This is a genomic window from Nonomuraea ceibae (genome assembly GCF_019396325.1).
Classification (GTDB): domain Bacteria; phylum Actinomycetota; class Actinomycetes; order Streptosporangiales; family Streptosporangiaceae; genus Nonomuraea; species Nonomuraea ceibae.
Map to the genome: position 1 here is coordinate 115,141 of NZ_JAHKRO010000011.1, position 21,562 is coordinate 136,702.

Here is a 21,562-nt window from a genome sequence, read left to right on the forward strand (position 1 = left end):
AAAGCGGAAGTCCTTGTCAGAAGGGCACAATGGCGTGCACGACGCATAATGAGGTAGCCGTTGCTGGGAAGGCCTGATTCGGAGCCACTGCTCACGCGGAGGTTCCCGGAATTCCTCGACGTTGACGCACTGCTGGCCGGCGGCTGGACCCCGCTGGCCTTTCAGCAGTTCATCCTGAAGATCCACAGCCGCTGCGATCTGGCCTGCCGCCACTGCTACGTGTACGAGATGGCCGACCAGAGCTGGCGCGGCCAGCCCCGGCGCATGTCCGACGCCATCGCCGACCGCGCGATCGAGCGGATCGGCGAGCACACCGCCCGCTACGACCTCCCGGAGATCGACGTCATCCTGCACGGCGGCGAACCCCTGCTGGCAGGCCCCGACCTCATCTCCCGCCTGGTCCTGGGCGTCCGCGGCGCGGTGGGCACCGGCACCCGGGTCAACGTCACCGTCCAGACCAACGGCGTCCGGCTCGGCCCGGCCTTCCTGGAGCTGTTCGACTCGCTGGAGGTGCACGTCGGCGTGAGCCTCGACGGCGACGCCGAGGGGCAGGACCGGCACCGGCGCTTCGCCGACGGGCGCGGCAGTCACGCGCTGGTCAGCGAGTCGCTGCGCAGGCTGACCTCGGGCCCCTACCACCACCTGTTCAACGGCATCCTGTGCACGATCGATGTCCGCAACGACCCGCTGCGCACCTATGAGGCGCTGCTGGAGTTCGACCCGCCGGCGGTCGACTTCCTGCTGCCGCACGGCAACTGGGCCACCCCGCCGCCGTTCCGCATCCCGGGCTCGCCGGCGACACCGTACGCCGACTGGCTGATCCCGATCTTCGACCGCTGGTACGACAGCCCGGTCCTGCAGACGGAGATCCGCCTGTTCCGGGAGATCATGCGGCTGCTGATGGGCGGGGCCTCGCGTGCGGAGGCGGTGGGCCTGTCGCCGGTGCGCATGGTGGTGATCGAGACGAACGGCGGCATCGAACAGTCGGACATCCTGAAGAGCGCCTTCGAGGGCGCCACGGCCACCAGCCTGCACGTGCTCACCGACCCGCTGGACAAGGCGCTCCTGCAGCCGCCGATCGTGGCCCGGCAGATCGGCGAGCTGGCGCTGTCCGGCACCTGCCGCGCCTGCGACCTCGTGAACGTCTGCGGCGGCGGCCAGTACGCGCACCGCTACAGCCCGGCCACCGGGTTCGCCGAGCCTTCCGTCTACTGCCCGGACCTGTACCGGTTGATCAGCCACATCTCGGCCCGGTGCGAGCGGGACATGGCGCGCCTGAGAGGAGCCGGGTGAGCGCGGCAGGCCATCGGATCTCGGCCGCGGCGTTCGCGACGCTCGCCACGGGGACGGGCACGGGCGGAGCGGCGGCGGTCGCGGAGTTGTGCGCCGCCCAGGCGAGCAAGCACCGCCTGCTGGCGCGCTTCCTCGTGGACGAGACCCGCCGGATCGGCCACCGCGACGCGGCACTGGTGTCGGCGGCCTACGAGACGCTGTCGGAGCTGGAGGAGCGCTTCCCCGAGCAGGTCGACCGCTGCCTGCGCTATCCGGTGACCGGCGCGTGGCTGCTGCGCACCTGCCGGGCGCTGCCCGGCGGGTCCCCCGGCGAACTGGCGGCGCTCGCGCTCGCGGCGGCCGTGCGGGCGGGCGCGCCGTGCCGCCTGCGCGTCCCGGCGTCCGACGGCATGCTCATGCTGCCCACGCTGGGCCTGGTGACGCTGCCCGGCGGCCTGCCCGAGGTCACGGAGGTGGCCGTGGAGCCGGCGTCCGGCGGCGCCGAGCTGCGGGCCGGCAGGCACAAGATCGACATCTCGCCGGTACGTGACGGTCCCGGCTGGCAGGTGCTGCACCAGGTGCCGGGGACCCCCGGCCTGTCGCTGACGATCGACGACCTGGACCCGTGCCGCTGGCCGGGCGACGACGTCGACGGGCGGCTGACGGACGAGCGGCGGGAACGGTGGTTCGCCTGCGCGCGCGGCGCCTGGGAGGTGCTCACGGGCCGGCACCCGGCGGTCGCGGCGGAACTCGGAGCCGCCGTCTCGGTCCTCACCCCCGTGCTGGCGGGCGAGCGCGACCAGCACAGCGCCTCCGCGCGCGACGCCTTCGGCGCGATCGCGCTGTCCGACCCGCTCGACGGGATCGGCATGGCCGTCACGCTGGCGCACGAGTTGCAGCACGCCAAGCTGAACGCGCTGAGCGAGGTGGTGGAGCTGGTCCGTCCCGACGACGGCCGCCGCTACTACGCGCCCTGGCGCCCGGATCCGCGTCCGCTGTTCGGCCTGCTGCACGGCGCGTACGCGCACGCCGCCGTAGCCGGGTTCTGGCGGGTGCACGCCGCCGACACCGGGATCGGCCCGCGGGCCCAGGTGGAGTTCGCCCGCTGGCGTGAGGCCTCCTACCAGGTCTGCGCGACGCTGCTCGGCAGCGGCGGCCTGACCCCGGCCGGGGAGGAGCTCGTCGGCGAGCTGCGCGGCCTGCTCGGCCGCTGGCGGGCCGAGCCGGTCACCCCGGCCGCGGCCGCCCGCGCGGGCCTGCTCTCCGAACGCCACCGCCGGCAGACCCGCCTCCGCTGAGACGCCGGGGTCGGACGGGCGGCGGGTCAGAGGGGCGGCGGGTCGAAGTCCGTGTCGATGCGCAGGCCGGAGGCCGCCGCCAGGCTGTCGGGATGATCCTGCCCCATGTGCAGGGCGAAGCGCTTCATCGTCTCGGCGTGCAGCCGGTCGGCCTCTTCCGCCGCCCCCGTCTCGCGCAGGTCGATGCTCAGGTTGGCGGCGCAGATCATGCTCAGGTAGTGATCCTCGCTGAAGTGTGTCCGGATCGCCCGGTAGTTCTCCTCGCCGAGCTGCCGGGCCCTGTCGTGCTCGCCGAGCGCGGCCAGGTCGTTCTGCAGGTTGACGGCGCAGGAGACGGTGTAGTCGTGCGCGCGGCCGACCCGCTCGGTGAGACCGGCCAGCGCGCGCTGGTTCATCTGCCGCGCCGTGGCCACGTCGCCGCTCAGCCGCAGGAGCAGAGCCTGGTTGATCCGTACGGCGTGGGTGAAGGGATGGTCGTCGCCGAACACCGACGGATAGTAGAGCAGAGCCTCCTCGGCCAGTTGCCCGGCCGCCTCGAGCTCGCCCGCGGCGCGCAACGCGTTGGACAGGCCCAGCGCCGCCGCCATCGTGTCGCCGTGCCGGTCGCCGTACAGCCGCTGCAGGCGCTTGTAGGTGTCACGCATGAGCTCCACGGCCTCGCCCAACTGCCCCGTCCTGCGCAGCGAGATCGCGTAGTCCTTGGCCGCCAGCAGCGTGTTGGGATGGTCCTCGCCGAGGTGGGTGCCGCCGTAGGTGTGCAGGTCCTCGCCCATGTCGGCAGCCGCCTGGAACCGCCCGCTCAACCGCACGGCCCGGTTGAGGTTGCTCCAGATCTGCAGGAAGAACCGGCTGCCCATGTTCTCCTCGACGCTCACCTTCCGGTAGACCTTCTGCAGGATCTCGCGCGCCTGGTCGTAGTCGCTGGTGAGCGCGTAGTCGACGGCCAGGTTGTTGCGGGAGCGCAGCGTCAGGATGTCGTCCTCGCCGTGCAGCCGCTCGTAGGCCTCCACCGCCTCCTGGTCGACCTCCCGCGCCCGGCTGAACTCGCCGCGGCCCCGCAGGGTGGCGGCGTAGCTGCTGGTGGCCCAGATCGTGTCGGCGTGGTCGTGGCGCAGGGACTCCCGCATCAGCTCCCAGGTCACCGAGTCGAGGTCGTAGGCCTTGTCGTAGAGGGCCAGCGCCCGGTAGACGTTGCCGAGGTGGACGCGGGCCGACAGCACGTTGGGATGGCGAGCCCCGCTCTTCTCGGTCCACTTCTCGATGTACTCGTCGAGCAGCGCCTGGGCCTGGGTGTAGCTGCCGCGCACGTACATGTAGCGCACCAGGTCGAGGGCGAACTTGCGCACGCCGGGATCCACGCAGTCGATCAGCCCGGAGGGCCGCAGGTGCGCGGCCAGCTCCTCGAAACTGGCCCACTTGCTCGTGTCGTCCGGGTTGTCCGGCGCGCTGCCGGCCAGGAGCAGGTGCACCTCGTGGCGGAACTCGCCGCGTTCCTTCTCCGGCGTCTCGTCGCGCAGCAGCGCCTGGTTCAGCCGGTGGACCTGGAGGGTGCGGGTGTTGGGCTCGGCCTTGACGAGCGCGTAGCGTTCGAGGTTGCTCAGGGCGCTGGCCAGCAGGATCGGGTCCGACAGGATGGGCGCCAGCCGCGGGCCGACCGACCGGTTGCCGCCGCGCCGGAAGACGTCGCGCGGGATGGGCTCAGGGCCGAAGAACGCGCAGCAGCGCAGCACCTCGACCGCCTCGGGCACCCGGTCCTCCAGCTGCGACACCGACAACTGCCAGGCGGCCGTCATCGACTGCGGGTACATCGGCGCCTTCTCCAGGCTGAGCAGCCGGCTGGTCTGCTCGTCCAGCAGCGCCACGTACTCCTCCACCGGCATGAGCGTCCTGGCCAGCAGGGCGCCCGCCTGCTCCAGCGCAAGCGGGAGGTCGCCGAGCTTCTCGGCGATCAGGTCCGCGTCCGCCTCCCCGACCGTGCCCCTGAGACGCTTGCGCAGGAAGTCGACGCTCTCCTGGCGCTCGAAGACGTCCACCTGGATGGTCGGCTCGTGGTCGCTCCAGCGCGAGTTGCGCGAGGTGATGAGGACGTGGCCGGGACCTCGCGGGATGAAGTCCTTGATGTACTCCGGCTCCTCCGCGTTGTCGAAGATCACCAGCCAGCTCCGGTACGGCGTGCCGCTCTCCAGCGTGCGCAGCACCGCCTGGGTCGCCTGCTCCACCCCGGTGGCCGGGGGCAGGCCGAGCGCCGGGCCCATCGCGGCGAGCGCGGACGGCACGAGCACGGGCTGGTCGGCGGAGATCCACCAGACGAACTCGTAGTGGGCGCGGTACTGCCACGCGTACTCGATCGCGAGCTGGGTCTTGCCCACGCCGCCGAGCCCCTGCAGGGCCTGCGGCTGCGCCACGACGGCGGTGACGGTGTTGATGCTCTTGCGAAGAGCGGTCAGAAGATCGTTGCGGCCGGTGAAGTTCGGATTCCGTTTGGGCACCTTTTCCCAGACCTTCGGTCCCTGCGCCATGGAGTACGAATTCTCCGTCACGTCGATCCTCCGCTCCGCACCCGGACGCGCCGGGCAATCATATGGCTCATCCTAGAGCTTGATTACTCGACCCGCTTATCACAGAATCATAATCAGAAGTATCACGCACGCTCATAATTTGCCATCGCGCCAATCGGTATTCGGGCAGGCCGAAACAGAGGAGTGCACATGCGTGACCGGCAGTACGGATCAGGTCAGCTGATCGACGTCACCTCCGTGTCGCTACGCAACCTGGAGGACCTGGAGAGCGCGGCCCTGCGTGCGGCGGTGGCCTCCTGCCTGGGCGACGACAAGGAGCAGGTCGCCGCATTCTCGAATTCGATCTGACACGCCTCCCCGGAGGGGCGGTAAACCGCGTTCCGGAGAACACTTTGTCCCCGCGGGCAGGTGTGCCGGTCCGACCGCACGTGCGAGGATATCGCGCACCATTACACCGGGGACCTGTGCGGTGAAACGCGGCTGCGGATGGGATCGACATGGTGACTTCCGGCATGAGAACGCGGCGGGCGGCGGGACCGTACAAAGGTTTACGCCCCTATCACGCCGAGGATCACCACGCCTTTTTCGGACGCGACGGCGAAGCCCGTGACATCCGCGAGCTCTGGGAGAGCCGGCCGCTGACGGTCCTGTACGGCGCGTCGGGCACGGGCAAGACGTCCCTGCTCCAGGCCGGGGTCATCCCGCTGCTCAGCCCCAACCGGACCGACGTGCTCCCGGTCGGCCGGGTCACGTACGGCTCGGCCTATCCACAGGCCGCGCTGCCCGACCACGATCCGTACGTGCTGGCCCTTCTGCTGTCGTGGTCGCCGATGGCGCCGCCCACGCGGCTGGCCGGTCTGACAATCCGCGCGTTCCTGCGGTCCCGTCCGGTCAAGCGCGACGTCCACGGGGAGCGCACGCTCACCATGGTGAGCATCGACCAGGCCGAGGAGCTGTTCACCGCCGACGGGCGGGACCAGCCCTACCGCGACTGGTTCTTCGGCCAGCTCGCCGAGGCGCTCCAGGCCGATCCGGGCCTGCGCGTCCTGCTCTCCGTCCGCGCCGATCACCTCGCCGACGTCGAACCGTACGAGCGGGCGCTGGCCGGCTCCGCAGCGGCACGCTACGAGCTGGGGCCCCTCGGGCCCGACGCCGCACTGGAAGCGGTCACGCGGCCTATGGCCGGCACCGGCCGCGCCCTGTCCGAGGCCGCCGCCGAGCAACTGGTGAACGACCTGGCCGACATCAGGGCCCGTTCGGACATCGCGCGCCACGGGGAGGGCGTGGAGCCGGTCCAGCTCCAGGTGGTCTGCGAGGCTCTGTGGAAGGCGCTGCCGCCGCACGGCGGGACGATCTCGGTACGCGACGTGCTCCGGCACGGCGACGCGGACTCGGTGCTCGCCCGCCACTACGACCGGCTGATCGCCGACCTGGCCGCCGAGCGGTTCGACGGCGACGAGCACGGGCTGCGCACCTGGCTGCGGCTGACCTTCGGCGCCTCGCCCGCGGGCGGGCGGGCGGTCGGCCAGGGCCTGGCCGGGGTCACCGGGATCGGCGAGCCCGCGTTCGAGCTGCTCGTCAAGCGCCACCTGCTGCGAGCCGGCCGGCACAAGGGCGAGGGCTGGTACGAGCTCGCCTACGACCGGTTGCCACGCCCTCAGGACGTCCAGCCGGTGCACGCCCCTCCCAGGGCGCCGTCACCGCCCGAGGACTGCCTGCGGGCCGCCGAGGGGGCCCTGCGGGAGGGTGACCTGGCCCTCGCCGCCAGACGCGGCGAGGAGGCGCTGGCGCGTTCCCAGGACGACGAGCTGGAGCTGCGCGCCGAGATCGAATCGCTGCTGGGCAACGTCGACCACCGGCGCGGCAACCTGGCCGCCGCCGTCTCCCGCTACAGCAGGGCCGCCAAGGGCTTCGAGAGCGCCGGGGTGGCGACCGCCGTCGGGCCGCTGCTCACGGCCATCGGCCGGCTGCGGCTGGCTCAGGGCTCGCCCGAGGAGGCGGTCCGCGACCTGCGCGCGGCGATGATCCGCCTGCCCGCCGACCTCGCCGTCCAGACCGAGCTGGCCTGGGCGCTGTGGCACGGCGGCCATCCCGAGGCGGCCCTCGGGGTGCTCGACGGCGTGCTCGACCGCGAGGGCAACAACCTCGACGCGCTGCTCGGCCGGGGGCAGATCCTGGCCGGGATGGGCCGGGGCCGCGACGCGCTGCGGGACCTGGAGCGGGCCCGGCCGCTCCGCCGGCCGTTCGCCCGGGTGGCGCACGCGCTCGCGCTGGCTCAGGTCGACAGCCTCGCCGAGGCCGAGCGGGAGATGGCCGACGCGCTGGCCGAGGTCGGCGACCACGGCCCCCTGCTGCTCTACGCGGCCAAGGTCAAGGAGCTGGCGGGGCAGACCACGTCCGCGGCCGACCTGGCGCGGCGGGCCATCTCCGCCTCGGCGCCGCCCCTGCCCGGCCACATGGAGAAGGACGCCAGGCGGCTCGTCAGCGTGTAGCGGTCACACGGCCTGTGCGGGGGTGTGCTGCTCGTACAGCCTGCTCGGCAGGGGTGGGGTCAGCCAGTTCCGCACGCCCGGCAGGTAGGTCGCCGCGAGCGCCAGGACCAGCATCAGTACGAACAGCACGATCGACCCGCCCTCGATGCCGCACCAGGTGACGAGCAGGCCGCCGAGCGGCGCGGCGAAGCAGAGGGCGCCGTAGGAGGACAGCCGGGAGACGCCGATCACCCGTGCCAGCTCGCGGGGCGCGATGTGCTCCACCTCCGTCACCCTGATCGCCACGTTGCTCATCGCGCCGCCGTAGCCGGTGGTGATGAAGGCGAGGGCGAAGAAGATCGGCCACAACTGCCAGGTGGTGCCCAGCACCGCCTGCAGCAGCGCGCCGACCATCGCCAGGAACATCGCCCCGGCCCAGATCCACGCGTGGACCAGCAGGGTGGAGCCGCTCGGCTTCCTGTAGTGGGCCCGCAGGGCGCCCAGCGCCCCGCCCACGCCGCCCACGGCCAGCACCAGCCCGATGGTCAGCGGCGACATGCCCTCGGAGCCCGCGATGAAGATCATCACGAGCGTGTTGACGAGCAGGTTGGTCAGCGTCACCAGCGTGATCGCGCCCCGCAGGAAGACCTGCCTGCGCAGCACGCGGAACCCTCCCGACAGGTCGTGCAGCAGCGACGCGCGGGGCGGCCGGGGGCCGGAGCGGCGCAGCAGCGGAAGCGTCAGCAGCGAGGAGAGGAAGAACAGGACGGCGTTCAGCACGAACGGGACCATCGCCCCCAGCCCGAACAGGTAGCCGCCGAGCGGCCGGCCCGCCAGCGAGGCCAGATGCCCCGCCCCCTCGCTCTTGGCCAGCGCGCTGCGTACTTTCACCGGCTCCACCAGCGACGGCAGGAGCGACGTCTCCGCGAGGTTGTACATCACCCAGAGCGTGCCCTCCAGGAGGGCGGCCAGGATGAGATGCACCAGGTGGGGCTCGCCGAACGCCAGCGAGGCCAGCACCGACAGCACGGTGAGGAAACGGCCCAGCTCGGCGACGAACATGATCGTCCGTGGTGACAGGCGATCGACGACGAGGCCACCCGGGACGTAGAAGACCAGAATGGGAATGGTCAGGGCGAACCCGGTCCAACCGGCGGCGGTGGGCGAGCCGGTCTGCGCGAGGGCGAGGAGCGGATAGGCGACGTGGAGCGTCCGGGTGCCGACCGTGGACAGGGCGGAGCTGGTCCAGGCGACCGGAAATTCCAGCCGCTTGGGCAGACGCGGGCGGCCGCGTGCCCCACCCGTACTCCTCAATCCCCTCGCCTCACCCCGTTCTTTCCCGGAGTTGACCTTAGGCTCACAGGAGGCGATTGCCACGGCGACGACCCGCCTCAGTGGGGAGTGGATACAGGATTTTGGCCGCGTACGGCCCGTCGAATTATATGGGAGCGATCAGGACCCGTCAGCCGTCTCTCACCCCGGAAAGCACGCCTCACCAGCACGAAATATGGCCATTTGCTTGCGAAAGATCATTTATTCGACTCTCGTGTATAGAAAGCGCCATTGAGCAGGAATGAGGTGTTAGATGCCCAATTATCACCATTTAAGGCACGCTTTCGCGGCGCTGGGCGTCGCGCCCGGACAGGTCGTCCTGGTGCACTCCTCGCTCAGTGCCATCGGCCGGGTTCACGGCGGTGCTCCGGCCGTCGTCGCCGCGCTGCGTGACCTGCTGGGGCCCGGCGGCACGCTCGTGGTCCCCACCGGGACCCCGGCCAACTCCGACACCTCCTCCTGCTATCGCGCCCTCGTCGCCGGGATGAGCGCCGAGGAGGTCGCCCGGCATCGGGCCGCCATGCCCGCGTACGACCCGGCGACGACGCCGACGGCGCTGATGGGGCGCATACCCGAGCACGTCCGGCAGCTTCCCGGGGCCCGGCGCAGCGCGCACCCGCACACCTCGTTCGCCGCCGTGGGGCCGCACGCCGCCGCCGTCATCGACGGTCACGCGCGTGACTGCCTGCTCGGCGAGCGTTCGCCGCTCGGCCGGCTGTACGACGCCGGGGCGCTCGTGCTGCTGCTCGGCGTCGGCTACGACCGGTGCACGGCCTTCCACCTGGCCGAGTACCGCTTCCGTGACGATCCGCCGCGCCGGTCGTACCGGGGGGTGGTGGACGACGGGCGGGGGCGGGAGTGGTGCGAGTTCGAGGACGTGGACCTCGACGCGGGCGACTTCGCCGCGCTGGGCGCCGCGTTCGAGCGGGCCTGCCGGGTGCGGCGCGGGCCGGTGGGGGACGCTACCGCGCGGCTGTTCCCGCTGAGGACGGCCGTGGACTTCGCCGTCGCCTGGCTCACCGCCAACCGCTAGAAGCACTCCGCCGTCACGGCAGGGGCCCCGCTGTCAGGGGATGGCGCTCATGACGACGCGGGGGGCCACGTCGATGCCCAGGGCGCGCTCGTGCTCCACCAGGGCGCGCAGCTCAGGGCCCCAGTCCTCGGCGGGCAGGACGTGGAAGCCGTGGCGCTCGTACCAGGGGGCGTTCCAGGGCACGTCGCGGAAGGTGGTCAGCGTCACGGCGGGGGCGCCCGTGGCGCGGGCGTGGTCGAGGACGGCGGCGACGAGCCGGCCGCCGATGCCCCGGCGCATCCGCTCGGGGCGTACGGCGAGCTGTTCGAGGTGGAGGTTGCCGTCGACGTGGCCGACGAGGGCGAAACCGTCGGGCGGGTCGCCCTCCACCAGCACCGGGCCGGGGTCGGTGACCTCCTCGATCATCGTCGTGCCCGGCGGGAACGTGATGCCCACCTGCTCGAACAGCCCGTCGGCGGCCAGCTCCACAGCCGTCAGGCCGGGAAGATCCGCGGATTCAGCCCATCGCACCATGCCGACACGGTCTCATGATTGCCGACGCGGACGCCCGCGAATATTAGTGTGATGATCGTAGGCTCGGCTGTGCGGAGCCGGGAACCCCTCCTTCACCCGTGCCCGCGACCTCGTCCCGAGGTGGCGGGCACGGCCTCCGTCTAGAGGTCGAGCAGGGGCTCCAGGCCGACGGTGAGGCCAGGGAGCTCGCGCACCCGGCGCACGCCGAGCAGCACGCCGGGGGCGAACGCGGAGCGGCTCATGGTGTCGTGGCGGATCGTGAGCGTCTCGCCGTCGCCGCCGAGCAGCACCTCCTGGTGGGCGATCAGCCCGGCCAGGCGCACCGCGTGCACCCTGACCCCGTCGACGTCGGCGCCGCGCGCGCCGTCGAGCTCGGTGGTGGTGGCGTCGGGCATGGCGGGGGACCCGGCCTTGGCGCGCGACTCGGCCACCAGCTCGGCGGTGCGCCGGGCGGTGCCCGACGGGGCGTCGGCCTTGCCGGGGTGGTGCAGCTCGACGATCTCGACCGACTCGAAGTGACGCGCCGCCTGGGCGGCGAAGTGCATCATGAGCACGGCGGCGATGCCGAAGTTGGGGGCGATGAGGCAGTTGGTGCCCGGGGAGGCGGCCAGCCAGCCGCGCACGGTGTCGAGCCGCCCGGCGTCGAACCCGGTGGTGCCCACCACCGGGTGCACGCCGTGCGCGATGGCCCACTCCAGGTTGCCCATGACCACGTCGGGATGGGTGAAGTCGACCACCACCTCCGCGCCGTCGAGGCCCTCGATGGGGTCGTCCTTGTCGAGCGCGGCCACCAGCTCCATGTCGGCGGCCGCCTCGACCGCCCTGCACACTTCGACGCCCACGCGGCCTCGCGCGCCGAGCACACCTACCCTGATCACGGGGTCAACCTTATACCGCTCAGGCGATCGCGCCGGAGAAGTCCTTGTCCCCGTACGGGCCGATGACGGCGAGCGTGAGCGGCCGGTTGAACACGTCGGCGGCCACGCCGGCGATCTCGTCGGCGGTGACGGCCTCGATGCGGGCGAGCACCTCGTCCACGGAGAGCAGTTCCTCGTAGACGAGCTCGTTCTTGCCGATGCGCGACATGCGCGAGCCGGTGTCCTCCAGGCCGAGCACGAGCCCGCCGCGCATCTGGCCCTTTCCGCGGACGATCTCGTCCTCGGTCAGGCCGTCGGCCACCACCCTGGCCACCTCGTCCCGGCAGATCTTGAGCACGTCGTCGATCTTCGACGGCAGGCAGCCGACGTAGATGCCGAACTGGCCGGTGTCGGCGTAGGCCGAGGTGTAGCTGTAGGCGGAGTAGGCCAGGCCGCGCTTCTCCCGGATCTCCTGGAACAGCCGCGACGACATGCCGCCGCCGAGCGCGGCGTTGAGCACGCCGAGCGCGAAGCGGCGGTCGTCGGTGCGCGACATGCCGGTGGTGCCGAGGACGAGGTTGGCCTGTTCGGTCGGCCGGTCGAGGACGCGGACGCCGGAGCGGGCCGGGGCGCCGGGGCCGCTGGTGCGCGGCGGAGCGTAGTCGACCGGGCCCGTCAGGGCGCCCGAGCGCTCGTAGGCCCGCATGACCAGCTCCACGACCTCCTCGTGGCGCACGTTGCCCGCCACCGAGACGACCGTGCGCAGCGGCCGGTAGTAGCGGTGGTAGTACTCGGCGATGCGGTCGCGGCCGAGCGCGTTGATCGACTCGACCGTGCCGAGGATGGGCCGCCCGATCGGCGAGTCGCCGTAGAGGGCGGCCGCGAACTGCTCGTGCACCACGTCGGACGGGTCGTCGTCGTGCATGGCGATCTCCTCCAGGATCACGCCCCGCTCCGACTCGACGTCGTCCTCGGTGACGAGCGAGCTGGTCACCACGTCGGCGAGCACGTCGACGGCGATCGGCAGATCCTCGTCGAGCACCCGCGCGTAGTAGCAGGTGTACTCCTTGGCGGTGAAGGCGTTGATCTCCCCGCCGATGCCCTCGACGGACGCCGAGATCTCCATGGCGTCACGGGTGGGCGTGCCCTTGAACAGCAGGTGTTCGAGGAAGTGGGTGGCCCCCATGTGCTCGGGGGCCTCATCACGCGAGCCGATGCCGACCCACATGCCGACCGCGACACTGCGCACGGTCGGCATGGTCTCGGTCACCACGCGCAGCCCACCGGGGAGGACGGTGCGCTTGACGACCCCGGCCCCGTCCCGGCCGGGATGCAGCGTGGTTGTGATCACGAGTTGCGGTCGTCCCCGTCGTCGGCGCGGGGCGCGCGGACCCGGGTGCGGGTGCGGCGCGGACGCTCCTCGCGCGGCTTGTCGTCGCCTGCCGGGGCCGCGGCCTCGGGCTCGGCGTCGCCGCCGGCCTCGGCCTTGGCCTCCTTCTCGGCCGCCTCCTTCTCGATGACCTCGACGGGCACCAGGGAGAGCTTGCCGCGCTGGTCGATCTCGGCGATCTCCACCTGGATCTTCTCGCCGACGCTCATCACGTCCTCGACGTTCTCGATGCGCTTGCCGCCGTGCAGCTTGCGGATCTGCGAGACGTGCAGGAGGCCGTCCTTGCCGGGCATCAGCGAGATGAACGCGCCGAAGGCGGCGATCTTGACGACCGTGCCCAGGTAGCGCTCGCCGACCTCCGGCATGTGCGGGTTGGCGATGGCGTTGATCGCCGACCGGGCCGCCTCGGCCGAGGGGCCGTCGGTGGCGCCGATGTAGATCGTGCCGTCGTCCTCGATGGTGATCTCGGCGCCCGTGTCGTCCTGGATCTGGTTGATCATCTTGCCCTTCGGGCCGATGACCTCGCCGATCTTGTCCACCGGGACCTTGATCGTGATGATGCGCGGCGCCGTCGGGTTCATCTCCGCCGGGGAGGCGATGGCCTCCTGCATGACGTCGAGGATCGCCAGGCGGGCGCCCTTGGCCTGCTTGAGCGCGCCGGCCAGCACCGAGGCGGGGATGCCGTCGAGCTTGGTGTCGAGCTGGAGCGCGGTGATGACGTCGCGGGTGCCGGCGACCTTGAAGTCCATGTCGCCCATGGCGTCCTCGGCGCCGAGGATGTCGGTCAGCGTGACGTAGTCGTCACCCTCGCCGATCAGGCCCATCGCGATGCCCGCGACCATCTCCTTGAGCGGCACACCGGCGTCGAGCAGCGCCATCGTGGAGGCGCAGACCGAGCCCATCGAGGTGGAGCCGTTGGAGCCGAGCGCCTCGGAGACCTGGCGGATGGCGTACGGGAACTCCTCGCGCGAGGGGAGGACCGGGATGAGCGCCCGCTCGGCGAGCGCGCCGTGGCCGATCTCGCGGCGCTTGGGCGAGCCCACGCGGCCGGTCTCACCGGTGGAGTAGGGCGGGAAGTTGTAGTTGTGCATGTAGCGCTTGGTCCGCTCGGGGTTGAGCGTGTCGATGACCTGCTCCATGCGCAGCATGTTCAGCGTGGTGATGCCCAGGATCTGGGTCTCGCCGCGCTCGAACAGGGCCGAGCCGTGCACCCGGGGCACCACGTGGACCTCGGCCGACAGGGCGCGGATGTCCTTGGTGCCGCGGCCGTCGATGCGGACGCCCTCGTTGATGACCCGCTCGCGCATGAGCTTCTTCATCGCCGAGCGGTAGGCGGCGGAGATCTCCTTCTCGCGGCCCTCGAACTCCGGCAGCAGCTTCTCGGCGGCGACCGCCTTGATGCGGTCGAGCTCGTTCTCGCGCTCCTGCTTGCCCGCGATGGTGAGGGCGGCGGCCAGCTCGGTCTTCACCGCGGCCTCGACCGCGGCGTAGACGTCCTCCTGGTAGTCGGGGAAGACCGGGTACTCGGCCGTCTCCTTGGCGGCGACCTGGGCGATGCGGCCCTGGGCCTCGCACAGCACCTTGATGAACGGCTTGGCGGCCTCCAGGCCCTCGGCGACCGTCTCCTCGGTGGGGGCGACGGCGCCGTCGGCGACCAGCTTGAGCGTGTCGCGGGTGGACTCGGCCTCGACCATCATGATCGCGACGTCGCCGTCGTCGAGCAGGCGGCCGGCCACGACCATGTCGAACGTGGCGCGCTCCAGCTCGGGGTGGGTCGGGAAGGCGACCCACTGGCCGTCGATCAGCGCGACGCGCACGCCGCCGATCGGGCCGGAGAAGGGCAGCCCGGCGAGCTGGGTGGACAGCGAGGCGGCGTTGATGGCGACCACGTCGTAGAGGTGCTCGGGGTTGAGCGCCATGATCGTCGCGACGACCTGGATCTCGTTGCGCAGGCCCTTGACGAACGAGGGGCGCAGCGGCCGGTCGATCAGGCGGCAGGTGAGGATGGCGTCCTCGGAGGGACGGCCCTCACGGCGGAAGAACGAGCCGGGGATGCGGCCCGCGGCGTACATGCGCTCCTCGACGTCGACCGTGAGCGGGAAGAAGTCGAGGTTTTCCTTGGGGTTCTTGGACGCGGTGGTCGCGGACAGGACCATCGTGTCGTTGTCGAGATAGGCGACGGCGCTGCCGGCCGCCTGACGCGCGAGCCTGCCGGTCTCGAACCGGACCGTGCGCGTGCCGAATGAGCCGTTGTCGATGACGGCTTCAGCAGTGTGGACACCCTCCACGGGGGACCTCCTTGGTCAGTCGGTCTCCCGCGCCCATTTCACCGGCACCCTCGTTAGGTGCAGCGCCGGTCTTCGATCGAAGCGCCCGGTCTTGGTTACCGGAAGCCACTACCGAGGACCGGCCCGCAGGCGTCGCGGGTCGCATGGTGCTGAGCGGACGCGGGGGCTCTCAGTGTCTCGGATATTCAGTTGTACGTCAGGCGCGTGCGGCGGTGCCGCTCGACGCGCCGGACCATATGAGAAGGGAGCGGCGAGGCACGCCGCTCCCTTTCCATGTTATCGGCGCAGGCCGAGCCGCTCGATGAGCGAACGGTAACGCGCGATGTCGACCTTCTGCAGGTACTTCAGCAGGCGACGACGGCGACCGACGAGCAGCAGCAGGCCACGACGGCTGTGGTGGTCGTGCTTGTGGGTCTTCAGGTGCTCGGTGAGCTCGCTGATGCGCTTGCTGAGCAGCGCGATCTGCACCTCGGGCGACCCGGTGTCACCGTCGACGGTCGCGTACTCCGCGATGATGGTCTTCTTGGCAGCGGTGTCGAGGGACACGGCTCTCCTTCTTCTACGGGCACGCGTGAATGAAACAGAAATGTTGCGAACGACCGTGCGTGCCTACAGTCGCCGCGCGAAGGCCGTCAGGGCAGCGCACAGCACCGCCGTTACAGAGCCGACATGCAAGGTTACCACCTCATGCGTACTGCGCGGCGTACTCCTCCGTCGGCTCGATGTTGGTGATCACGTCGATGAGCACGCCCGTGGGGTCGGCGACGATGAAGTGACGCTGGCCGAAGTCCTCGCTGCGCAGCTCCAGCTCGGGCTTCAGGCCGCCGTCGAGGACGAGCCGCCGCCATTCGGCGTCGACGTCGGCGACCTCGAAGTTGAGCAGCACGCCGGCGGCCCTCTTCCGGTACGCCTCGGGCAGCGTCGGGTGCGTGTGGTCGAGCAACGCCAGCTCGTACGCGCCCCGGCGCAGGCTCACGTACCAGTCTGCCTCGAACGTCACCTCGAACCCGAACCGCTCGACGTAGAAGTCACGCGACTCGGCCACCTTGTCGGTGCAGATGACCGGATAGTAACTGCTGAGCTCCATGCCCAACTCCTTTCACATACCGATGGTACGCTAAATGGCATACCGACGGTATGTCAAAGAGGAGCGCAGGATGACCAGGGCAGAGCAGCGCGAACGCACCAGGAAGACGCTGATCAGCGTGGCCAGGCGGCTGTTCGCCGGGCACGGCTACGCGGCGGTGGGGCTGGCCGAGATCGTGCGCGAGTCCGGCGTCACCAAGGGCGCCCTCTACCACCACTTCGACGGCAAGGCCGAGCTGTTCAGGGCCGTGCTGGAGGAGGTGCAGCAGGAGGTCGCGGCCCGGGTGGCGGCCGCCGCCGACGCCGAGTCCGGCGCGTGGGCGCAGCTCAAGGCGGGCTGCGCCGCGTTCCTGGCGGCGGGCGCGGACCCCGAGGTGCAGCGCATCATGCTGGTCGACGGGCCCGCCGTGCTGGGCTGGAGCGAGTGGCGGGCGATGGACGAGGCCGCCTCGGCCCGCCACCTGGCCGAGGCGCTGACCGCGCTGATCGACGAGGGCGTGATCGCGCCCCAGCCGGTCGCCCCGCTGACCCACCTGCTGTCGGGGGCGATGAACGAGGCCGCGCTCTGGCTGGCCGGATCGGCGCGGCCCGGCGACCTGGCCGACACCCAGGCCGCGCTGTCGAGACTGCTCGACTCCCTGCGTTGAGGAGCGTGTTAGGAGGTCAGCCGCCTGGCCTCGTCGACGTCGGCGTGGATCTGCGCGACGAGCTCCTCGATCGAGTCGAAGCGGGTGTTGCCGCGCAGCCGCGCCGCGAACTCCACCGCCACGTGCACGCCGTACAGCTCCAGGTCGTCGCGGTCGAGCGCGTACGCCTCGACGGTGCGCGGCACTCCCTCGAACGTGGGGTTGGTGCCGACGGAGATGGCGGCGGGCCAGCGCTCGCCCTCGTAGAGGGCCGGCAGGTTGGCCACGGGCACGCACTCCAGCCAGCCGGCGTAGACGCCGTCGGCGGGGATGGCCGTCTGCGGCGGGGTCTCGACGTTGGCCGTCGGGAAGCCGAGCTGACGGCCGCGCTGGTAGCCGCGCACCACGACGCCCTCCACCCGGTGCGGGCGGCCCAGGTCGGCGGCGGCGCCCGCGACGTCGCCGTCGGCCACCCGCCTGCGGATCTCCGTCGAGGAGACCGCGTCGAGCAGCGGCACCTCCTCAACCGTGAAGTCGAACTTGTCGCCCAGCGCGCGCAGCACCTCGGCGTCACCGGCGGCGCGGTGGCCGAACGCGAAGTCCTCCCCCACCACGACCACGGCCGCGCGCAGGTCGTCGGCGAGCACCTCCTGGGCGAACTCGGCCGGGCTCAGCTCCGACATCTCCACCGTGAACCCGAGCACCCGCACCTCCTGCACGCCCAGCCCGGCCAGCAGGCCGGCCCGGCGGCGCGCCGCCGTCAGCCGCAGCGGCCGATAGCCGGGCCGCACGACCTCCTCCGGATGCGGCTCGAACGTGAGCGCCACGGACCGCATCCCGCGCTCGCGGGCGATCTCCACGGCCCGCCCGGCCACCCGCTGGTGACCCCGGTGCACCCCGTCGAACACGCCGATCGTGACGACAGACCTCTCCGAATCCCGCACGCCCGGCCCCATTCGCTTCGTGGCGGATCAATCCCTGAACAAGCCTGCCATGCGCGGCCCCGTTACCCGCAATCGGGCGGGTACGATCGTCCCCACCATGCCTCAGTACGCCTTTCTCATCCTGCCTGCCTTCAACCGCGTCTACGGGGAGAGCGCGCCCCGGCTCACCCGCTCCGAGCTGGCGGTCTTCGCCGGACGGGCGCTGCCGGGCGGCGTCTCGGGCATCGAGGAGCGGCTGATCGGCGGCCTGCCCTACGTCACGTTCGAGACGGCCGGGCCGCTCGGCGCGGACGAGGTCGCGCGCCTGTCCAACCTGTCGTCGGTCTACGCGCTGTTCGAGCGGGAGGGCGAGCTGCTGCGCCCGCTGACGATGCGCCCGCTCGACCGGCTGAGCAGCGACCTGATCACGATCCAGAAGTACGCCGGCAAGACGAACGAGCACTTCACCAAGCTGCTGCTCAACGTCACGGCGCTGGCCACCGACTTCCCGATGGACGCCCGGCTGTCCGTGTTCGACCCGATGTGCGGGCGCGGCACGACGCTCAACCAGGCCCTCATGTACGGATATGACGCCTATGGCGTTGACGTTGACGCCAAGGACTTCGAAGCCTACTCCGGCTTCATCAAGAAGTGGCTGCGCGACAAGCGGCTCAAGCACACCGCCGAGACCGTCCCCGTCCGGCGCGAGCGCGCCCTGGTCGGGCGGCGGCTGCAGGTGACGTTCGGGCTCACCAAGGAGGCGTTCAAGGCGGGCGACACCCAGCACGTCACGGTAGTCAACGCCGACACCCTGCGCTCGCGCGAGTTCTTCAAGCCGGGCACGTTCCACCTCGTCGCCACCGACGCCCCCTACGGCGTGCAGCACGGCAGCAAGGGCGGCAGCGGGCTGTCCCGCAGCCCGCTGGAGCTGATCGCCAAGGCCGCGCCCGTCTGGGCCGGCCTGCTGCGCCCCGGCGGCGCCCTCGGCATCTCCTGGAACACCTACGGCGGCACCCGCGACGACCTCGCCGCGATCCTCGCCTCCGCCGGCCTCGACGTGGTCGCCTACCCCGACTTCGAGCACTGGGTCGACCAGGCGATCGTGCGCGACATCATGGTCGCCCGCAAACCCGCCTAGGAGACGAACACCGCGAGCGGCTTGGCCAGCCTGCCCTGCTCCTCCACCAGCGCCAGCAGCTCCCCGTCGGGCCCGAACATGCCGATCGGCCCCTTGCCCAGGCCCGCCGCCGGCAGCCGGCCGCCGTGCCGCACCACGCGCGCCTCCTCGGGCGTCACGTCCCGGCGCGGGAACGCCGCCGCGACCGCCTCGCCGATCGGCAGCACCACGCACTCCTCCGTGAGCTGCTCGATCGTCCTGGCCCCGCTCAGGTCGTACGGGCCCACCCGGGTGCGGCGCAGCGCCGTCAGGTGGCCGCCGACGCCGAGCCCGGCGCCCAGGTCACGGGCCAGCGCCCGGATGTACGTGCCGGACGAGCAGCGGATCGTGGCGTCCACGTCCACCAGGTCGTCCTTCACCCGCACGTCGGTGACCTCGAAGCCGTGCACCGTCACCGGCCGCGCCTTCAGCTCCACGTCCTCACCGGCGCGCGCCAGCTTGTAGGCGCGCTGCCCGTCCACCTTGATCGCGCTCACCTGGGGCGGGATCTGCATGATCTCCCCCGTGAGCGCGGCGACGCCCTCGTGGACGGCCTCCGGCGTCACGCCCGACGCCGAAGCCGTCGCCGTCACCAGCCCCTCGGCGTCGTCGGTGTTGGTGGTGACGCCCAGCCGGATCGTGGCCTCGTACACCTTCTCCGTCAGCGCCAGGTGCCCGAGCAGGCGGGTCGCCTTCTCCACGCCCACCACCAGCACGCCCGTCGCCATCGGGTCGAGCGTGCCCGCGTGGCCGACGCGGCGGGTGCCCGCCAGGCGGCGCAGCTTGGCCACCACGTCGTGCGACGTCCACTCGGCCGGCTTGTCCACGATGATCAGGCCACTTTCGGCCATCACGCCTCTCTCAGCAGTTCCCGGAACTTCGCCACGGTCTCCTCGACACTGTCGTGCGAGGTGAACCCTGCCGCGTTGTGATGACCGCCGCCGCCCAGCGCGGCGCAGACCGCCGCCACGTCGACGCGGCCCTTCGACCTCGTCGACACCTGCCAGGCGCCCTGGTCGTCCTCTTTCAGCACCGCCGCCACCTCCGCCTCGTCGGTGCGGCGGATCACGTCGATCAGCCCTTCGAGCTCGGAGTACGGCAGGCCGCGGGCCGCCCGGTCGACCCGGGTGACGTACGTCCACACCAGGCCGTCGTCGAGCACCACCCGGTCGAGCGCGGCGGCCATCACCTTGAGATAGCCGAACGGGGAGCGGTCCCACAGCTCCCTGGCGATCTCGTCGGTGTGCAGCCCGGTCGCCACCAGCCGCGCCGCCATCTCGTGCGCGGCGGGCGTGGTCGAGGAGTGACGGAACGACCCGGTGTCGGTCACCAGCCCCGTGTAGAGGCAGGTGGCGATGTCACGGTCGAGCGAGCCGCCCAGGCGGTAGATCAGCTGCTCGGCCAGCATCGCCGTCGCCGGGGCGCCCGGGTCGATCAGGTCGAGGGTGCCGAACCCGTCGTTGGACGGGTGGTGGTCGACCACGATGAGCTGGTGCGCCCGCCTGACGCTCTCGCCGAGCAGCCCCAGCCGGGCGACCGACGGAGAGTCGAAGGTGATCATCAGCTCGGGCTCGGCCGGGTAGTCCGCCGGCGGCACCAGCATCTCCTGCCCCGGCACGAACCGCAGCAGCCTCGGCACCGTGAAGTCGTGGTCGCCGAACGAGGCCGCCACGCGCTTGCCCATCGAACGCAGCACGAAGCCCACGGCCAGCATGGACCCGAGCGCGTCACCGTCGGGCGACACATGGCAGGCCAGCGCGATGTCCTCGGTCTGCGAGATGAGCTGGACGGCGCGCCGCCACGCCGACTCGGGCACCGGCGAGCTCGCCGGCTGCGCCGTGTCGGCGTAGACGCGGGGCGGGCGGTCCAGCCTGTCGCGCACGTCGGGTGTCACGCCGCGGGTCCCGCCTGCTCGTCGTCCTCCTCATCGGGCTTGCGATAGGGGTCGGCCTCGCCCGCGTAGGCGGCGCCCGCCGCCTTCGCCGCCACCTCGGCGTCCCGCGCCCGCGCCGCGTTGATCAGGTCGTCGAGCTGGCGGGCGCTGTCGGGCAGCGGGTCGTGCCGGAACGTGAGCGTCGGGGTGAAGCGGACGCCCGTCTGGCGGCCCACCTCGGAGCGGATGATGCCCTTGGCGCTCTCCAGCGCGGCCGCGCTGTCGGCACGCTCGGCGTCGGAGCCGAACACCGTGTAGAACACCGTCGCCTCACGCAGGTCGGCGGTGATCCGCGTGTCGGTCACGGTGACGAAGCCCAGGCGCGGGTCCTTGATCCGGCGCTCCAGCATCTCGGCGACGATCTGCTGGATGCGATCGGCGAGCTTGCGCGCTCGTGCGGCATCCACCATGTTCGCTCCCCCCTCACGCACGACGGGGCGGCCGTCGTGCTGTCGTTCACTCTTCGTCGTTGTAGAGCCGCTGCCTGGCCGACAGCAGCTCGATCTCGGGGCGGAAGGCCACCAGCCGCTCGCAGGAGTCCATCACCTCTTTGCAGTTACCCGCTGAGGCGGAGACCACCGCTATGCCGACCTCGGCCCTGCGGTGCAGGTCGTGATGGCCGGTCTCGGCCACGGCGACACCAGGAAAGCGCCGCTGGAGCTCGGCGACCAGAGGCCGCACGACAGATCGCTTCTGCTTCAGCGAATGCACGTCGCCGAGCAGGATGTCCAGGGTAAGGGCACCCACATACATCGTTGGCAAGCGCCGCTTGTGCTGGTGTCCTGAGCACGCCCGGCCTGGTGCGGCGGCAACCCTGCCCAGGCGTGCGGAAGGCGCCCGGCGGATGGTCCGCCGGGCGCCCGGC

The 21,562-nt window shown here is 71.4% G+C and carries 20 protein-coding genes; 7 read left to right on the top strand and 13 right to left on the bottom strand.

Annotated elements, in window-relative coordinates:
• Positions 1 to 60: 60 nt before the first annotated feature.
• Both KME80_RS10670 and KME80_RS10675 read left to right on the top strand, forming a co-directional pair.
• The gene (locus KME80_RS10670) at positions 61 to 1,293 is read left to right on the top strand and encodes an FxsB family cyclophane-forming radical SAM/SPASM peptide maturase (RefSeq protein WP_246644455.1); all 1,233 of its coding nucleotides are present in this window, start codon (positions 61 to 63) and stop codon (positions 1,291 to 1,293) included.
• Positions 1,290 to 2,570, top strand: a complete 1,281-nt coding sequence (locus tag KME80_RS10675) for an HEXXH motif domain-containing protein (RefSeq protein ID WP_219503505.1) — start codon at positions 1,290 to 1,292, stop codon at positions 2,568 to 2,570. The genes KME80_RS10670 and KME80_RS10675 overlap by 4 nt, the downstream gene beginning before the upstream one ends.
• A gap of 26 nt (positions 2,571 to 2,596) precedes the next feature.
• Here the strand turns inward: KME80_RS10675 and fxsT are convergent, their stop codons facing one another.
• Positions 2,597 to 5,110: an FxSxx-COOH system tetratricopeptide repeat protein gene (gene fxsT, locus KME80_RS10680; RefSeq protein ID WP_308125699.1), complete on the bottom strand. Its 2,514-nt coding sequence runs from the start codon at positions 5,108 to 5,110 to the stop codon at positions 2,597 to 2,599.
• A 168-nt stretch (positions 5,111 to 5,278) separates the two neighbouring features.
• On the opposite strand from fxsT, the gene fxsA reads away from it, so the two are divergent.
• Positions 5,279 to 5,437 (top strand): FxSxx-COOH cyclophane-containing RiPP peptide, encoded by a 159-nt coding sequence (fxsA, locus tag KME80_RS10685; RefSeq protein ID WP_219503507.1) that lies wholly within the window; start codon positions 5,279 to 5,281, stop codon positions 5,435 to 5,437.
• A 164-nt stretch (positions 5,438 to 5,601) separates the two neighbouring features.
• Entirely contained in the window at positions 5,602 to 7,581 is a 1,980-nt protein-coding gene (locus KME80_RS10690) for an nSTAND1 domain-containing NTPase (RefSeq protein WP_219503511.1), read from the top strand.
• A gap of 3 nt (positions 7,582 to 7,584) precedes the next feature.
• On the opposite strand, the gene KME80_RS10695 is transcribed toward KME80_RS10690, so the two are convergent.
• Positions 7,585 to 8,874 carry an MFS transporter gene (locus KME80_RS10695; protein WP_219503515.1) on the bottom strand — a complete coding sequence of 430 codons (1,290 nt, stop codon included), beginning with the start codon at positions 8,872 to 8,874 and terminating at the stop codon, positions 7,585 to 7,587.
• 271 nt (positions 8,875 to 9,145) lie between these two features.
• On the opposite strand from KME80_RS10695, the gene KME80_RS10700 reads away from it, so the two are divergent.
• A complete protein-coding gene (locus KME80_RS10700; protein WP_219503519.1) occupies positions 9,146 to 9,925 on the top strand; it encodes an AAC(3) family N-acetyltransferase in 780 nt (259 codons plus the stop codon).
• 33 nt (positions 9,926 to 9,958) lie between these two features.
• Here the strand turns inward: KME80_RS10700 and KME80_RS10705 are convergent, their stop codons facing one another.
• From KME80_RS10705 to KME80_RS10730, 6 genes are all read right to left on the bottom strand, one after another.
• The gene (locus tag KME80_RS10705) at positions 9,959 to 10,438 is read right to left on the bottom strand and encodes a GNAT family N-acetyltransferase (RefSeq protein ID WP_219503521.1); all 480 of its coding nucleotides are present in this window, start codon (positions 10,436 to 10,438) and stop codon (positions 9,959 to 9,961) included.
• 140 nt (positions 10,439 to 10,578) lie between these two features.
• Positions 10,579 to 11,316, bottom strand: coding sequence for a 4-hydroxy-tetrahydrodipicolinate reductase (gene dapB, locus KME80_RS10710; RefSeq protein ID WP_219503524.1), 738 nt, complete (start codon positions 11,314 to 11,316; stop codon positions 10,579 to 10,581).
• Between the two features lie 19 nt (positions 11,317 to 11,335).
• A complete protein-coding gene (locus KME80_RS10715) occupies positions 11,336 to 12,643 on the bottom strand; it encodes a M16 family metallopeptidase (protein WP_219503613.1) in 1,308 nt (435 codons plus the stop codon).
• The gene (locus KME80_RS10720) at positions 12,643 to 14,973 is read right to left on the bottom strand and encodes a polyribonucleotide nucleotidyltransferase (RefSeq protein ID WP_219503528.1); all 2,331 of its coding nucleotides are present in this window, start codon (positions 14,971 to 14,973) and stop codon (positions 12,643 to 12,645) included. The genes KME80_RS10715 and KME80_RS10720 overlap by 1 nt, the downstream gene beginning before the upstream one ends.
• 276 nt (positions 14,974 to 15,249) lie before the next feature.
• Positions 15,250 to 15,519, bottom strand: a complete 270-nt coding sequence (rpsO, locus tag KME80_RS10725; protein ID WP_049573881.1) for a 30S ribosomal protein S15 — start codon at positions 15,517 to 15,519, stop codon at positions 15,250 to 15,252.
• A 139-nt stretch (positions 15,520 to 15,658) separates the two neighbouring features.
• Entirely contained in the window at positions 15,659 to 16,060 is a 402-nt protein-coding gene (locus KME80_RS10730) for a VOC family protein (RefSeq protein ID WP_219503530.1), read from the bottom strand.
• Positions 16,061 to 16,130: 70 nt separating this feature from the next.
• Here KME80_RS10730 and KME80_RS10735 point away from each other — a divergent pair, with 70 nt between their 5' ends.
• The gene (locus tag KME80_RS10735; protein ID WP_219503532.1) at positions 16,131 to 16,706 is read left to right on the top strand and encodes a TetR/AcrR family transcriptional regulator; all 576 of its coding nucleotides are present in this window, start codon (positions 16,131 to 16,133) and stop codon (positions 16,704 to 16,706) included.
• Positions 16,707 to 16,714: 8 nt separating this feature from the next.
• Here the strand turns inward: KME80_RS10735 and KME80_RS10740 are convergent, their stop codons facing one another.
• Positions 16,715 to 17,641, bottom strand: a complete 927-nt coding sequence (locus KME80_RS10740; RefSeq protein ID WP_219503535.1) for a bifunctional riboflavin kinase/FAD synthetase — start codon at positions 17,639 to 17,641, stop codon at positions 16,715 to 16,717.
• A gap of 85 nt (positions 17,642 to 17,726) precedes the next feature.
• On the opposite strand from KME80_RS10740, the gene KME80_RS10745 reads away from it, so the two are divergent.
• Positions 17,727 to 18,746 (top strand): TRM11 family SAM-dependent methyltransferase, encoded by a 1,020-nt coding sequence (locus tag KME80_RS10745; RefSeq protein WP_219503537.1) that lies wholly within the window; start codon positions 17,727 to 17,729, stop codon positions 18,744 to 18,746.
• Here the strand turns inward: KME80_RS10745 and truB are convergent.
• The 4 genes from truB to KME80_RS10765 are packed head-to-tail and all read right to left on the bottom strand — an operon-like array spanning position 18,743 to position 21,450.
• Positions 18,743 to 19,615, bottom strand: coding sequence for a tRNA pseudouridine(55) synthase TruB (truB, locus tag KME80_RS10750; protein WP_219503542.1), 873 nt, complete (start codon positions 19,613 to 19,615; stop codon positions 18,743 to 18,745). The two genes, KME80_RS10745 and truB, sit on opposite strands and share 4 nt — an antisense overlap.
• The gene (locus tag KME80_RS10755) at positions 19,615 to 20,658 is read right to left on the bottom strand and encodes a DHH family phosphoesterase (RefSeq protein WP_219503545.1); all 1,044 of its coding nucleotides are present in this window, start codon (positions 20,656 to 20,658) and stop codon (positions 19,615 to 19,617) included. Before KME80_RS10755 ends, truB begins: the two co-directional genes overlap by 1 nt.
• Entirely contained in the window at positions 20,655 to 21,107 is a 453-nt protein-coding gene (gene rbfA / locus KME80_RS10760; protein ID WP_219503564.1) for a 30S ribosome-binding factor RbfA, read from the bottom strand. Before rbfA ends, KME80_RS10755 begins: the two co-directional genes overlap by 4 nt.
• A gap of 46 nt (positions 21,108 to 21,153) precedes the next feature.
• Positions 21,154 to 21,450 (bottom strand): DUF503 domain-containing protein, encoded by a 297-nt coding sequence (locus KME80_RS10765; RefSeq protein ID WP_219503616.1) that lies wholly within the window; start codon positions 21,448 to 21,450, stop codon positions 21,154 to 21,156.
• Positions 21,451 to 21,562 lie beyond the last annotated feature (112 nt).

Excerpts from the sequence above, each read along its gene's own strand:
- fxsA (WP_219503507.1), top strand. The coding sequence starts at position 5,279 with ATGCGTGACCGGCAGTACGGATCAGGTCAGCTGATCGACGTCACCTCC.
- KME80_RS10690 (WP_219503511.1), top strand. The coding sequence starts at position 5,602 with ATGAGAACGCGGCGGGCGGCGGGACCGTACAAAGGTTTACGCCCCTAT.
- KME80_RS10700 (WP_219503519.1), top strand. The coding sequence starts at position 9,146 with ATGCCCAATTATCACCATTTAAGGCACGCTTTCGCGGCGCTGGGCGTC.
- KME80_RS10705 (WP_219503521.1), bottom strand. The coding sequence starts at position 10,438 with ATGGTGCGATGGGCTGAATCCGCGGATCTTCCCGGCCTGACGGCTGTG.
- KME80_RS10730 (WP_219503530.1), bottom strand. The coding sequence starts at position 16,060 with ATGGAGCTCAGCAGTTACTATCCGGTCATCTGCACCGACAAGGTGGCC.
- KME80_RS10735 (WP_219503532.1), top strand. The coding sequence starts at position 16,131 with ATGACCAGGGCAGAGCAGCGCGAACGCACCAGGAAGACGCTGATCAGC.
- KME80_RS10740 (WP_219503535.1), bottom strand. The coding sequence starts at position 17,641 with ATGGGGCCGGGCGTGCGGGATTCGGAGAGGTCTGTCGTCACGATCGGC.
- KME80_RS10745 (WP_219503537.1), top strand. The coding sequence starts at position 17,727 with ATGCCTCAGTACGCCTTTCTCATCCTGCCTGCCTTCAACCGCGTCTAC.
- truB (WP_219503542.1), bottom strand. The coding sequence starts at position 19,615 with ATGGCCGAAAGTGGCCTGATCATCGTGGACAAGCCGGCCGAGTGGACG.
- rbfA (WP_219503564.1), bottom strand. The coding sequence starts at position 21,107 with ATGGTGGATGCCGCACGAGCGCGCAAGCTCGCCGATCGCATCCAGCAG.
- KME80_RS10765 (WP_219503616.1), bottom strand. The coding sequence starts at position 21,450 with ATGTATGTGGGTGCCCTTACCCTGGACATCCTGCTCGGCGACGTGCAT.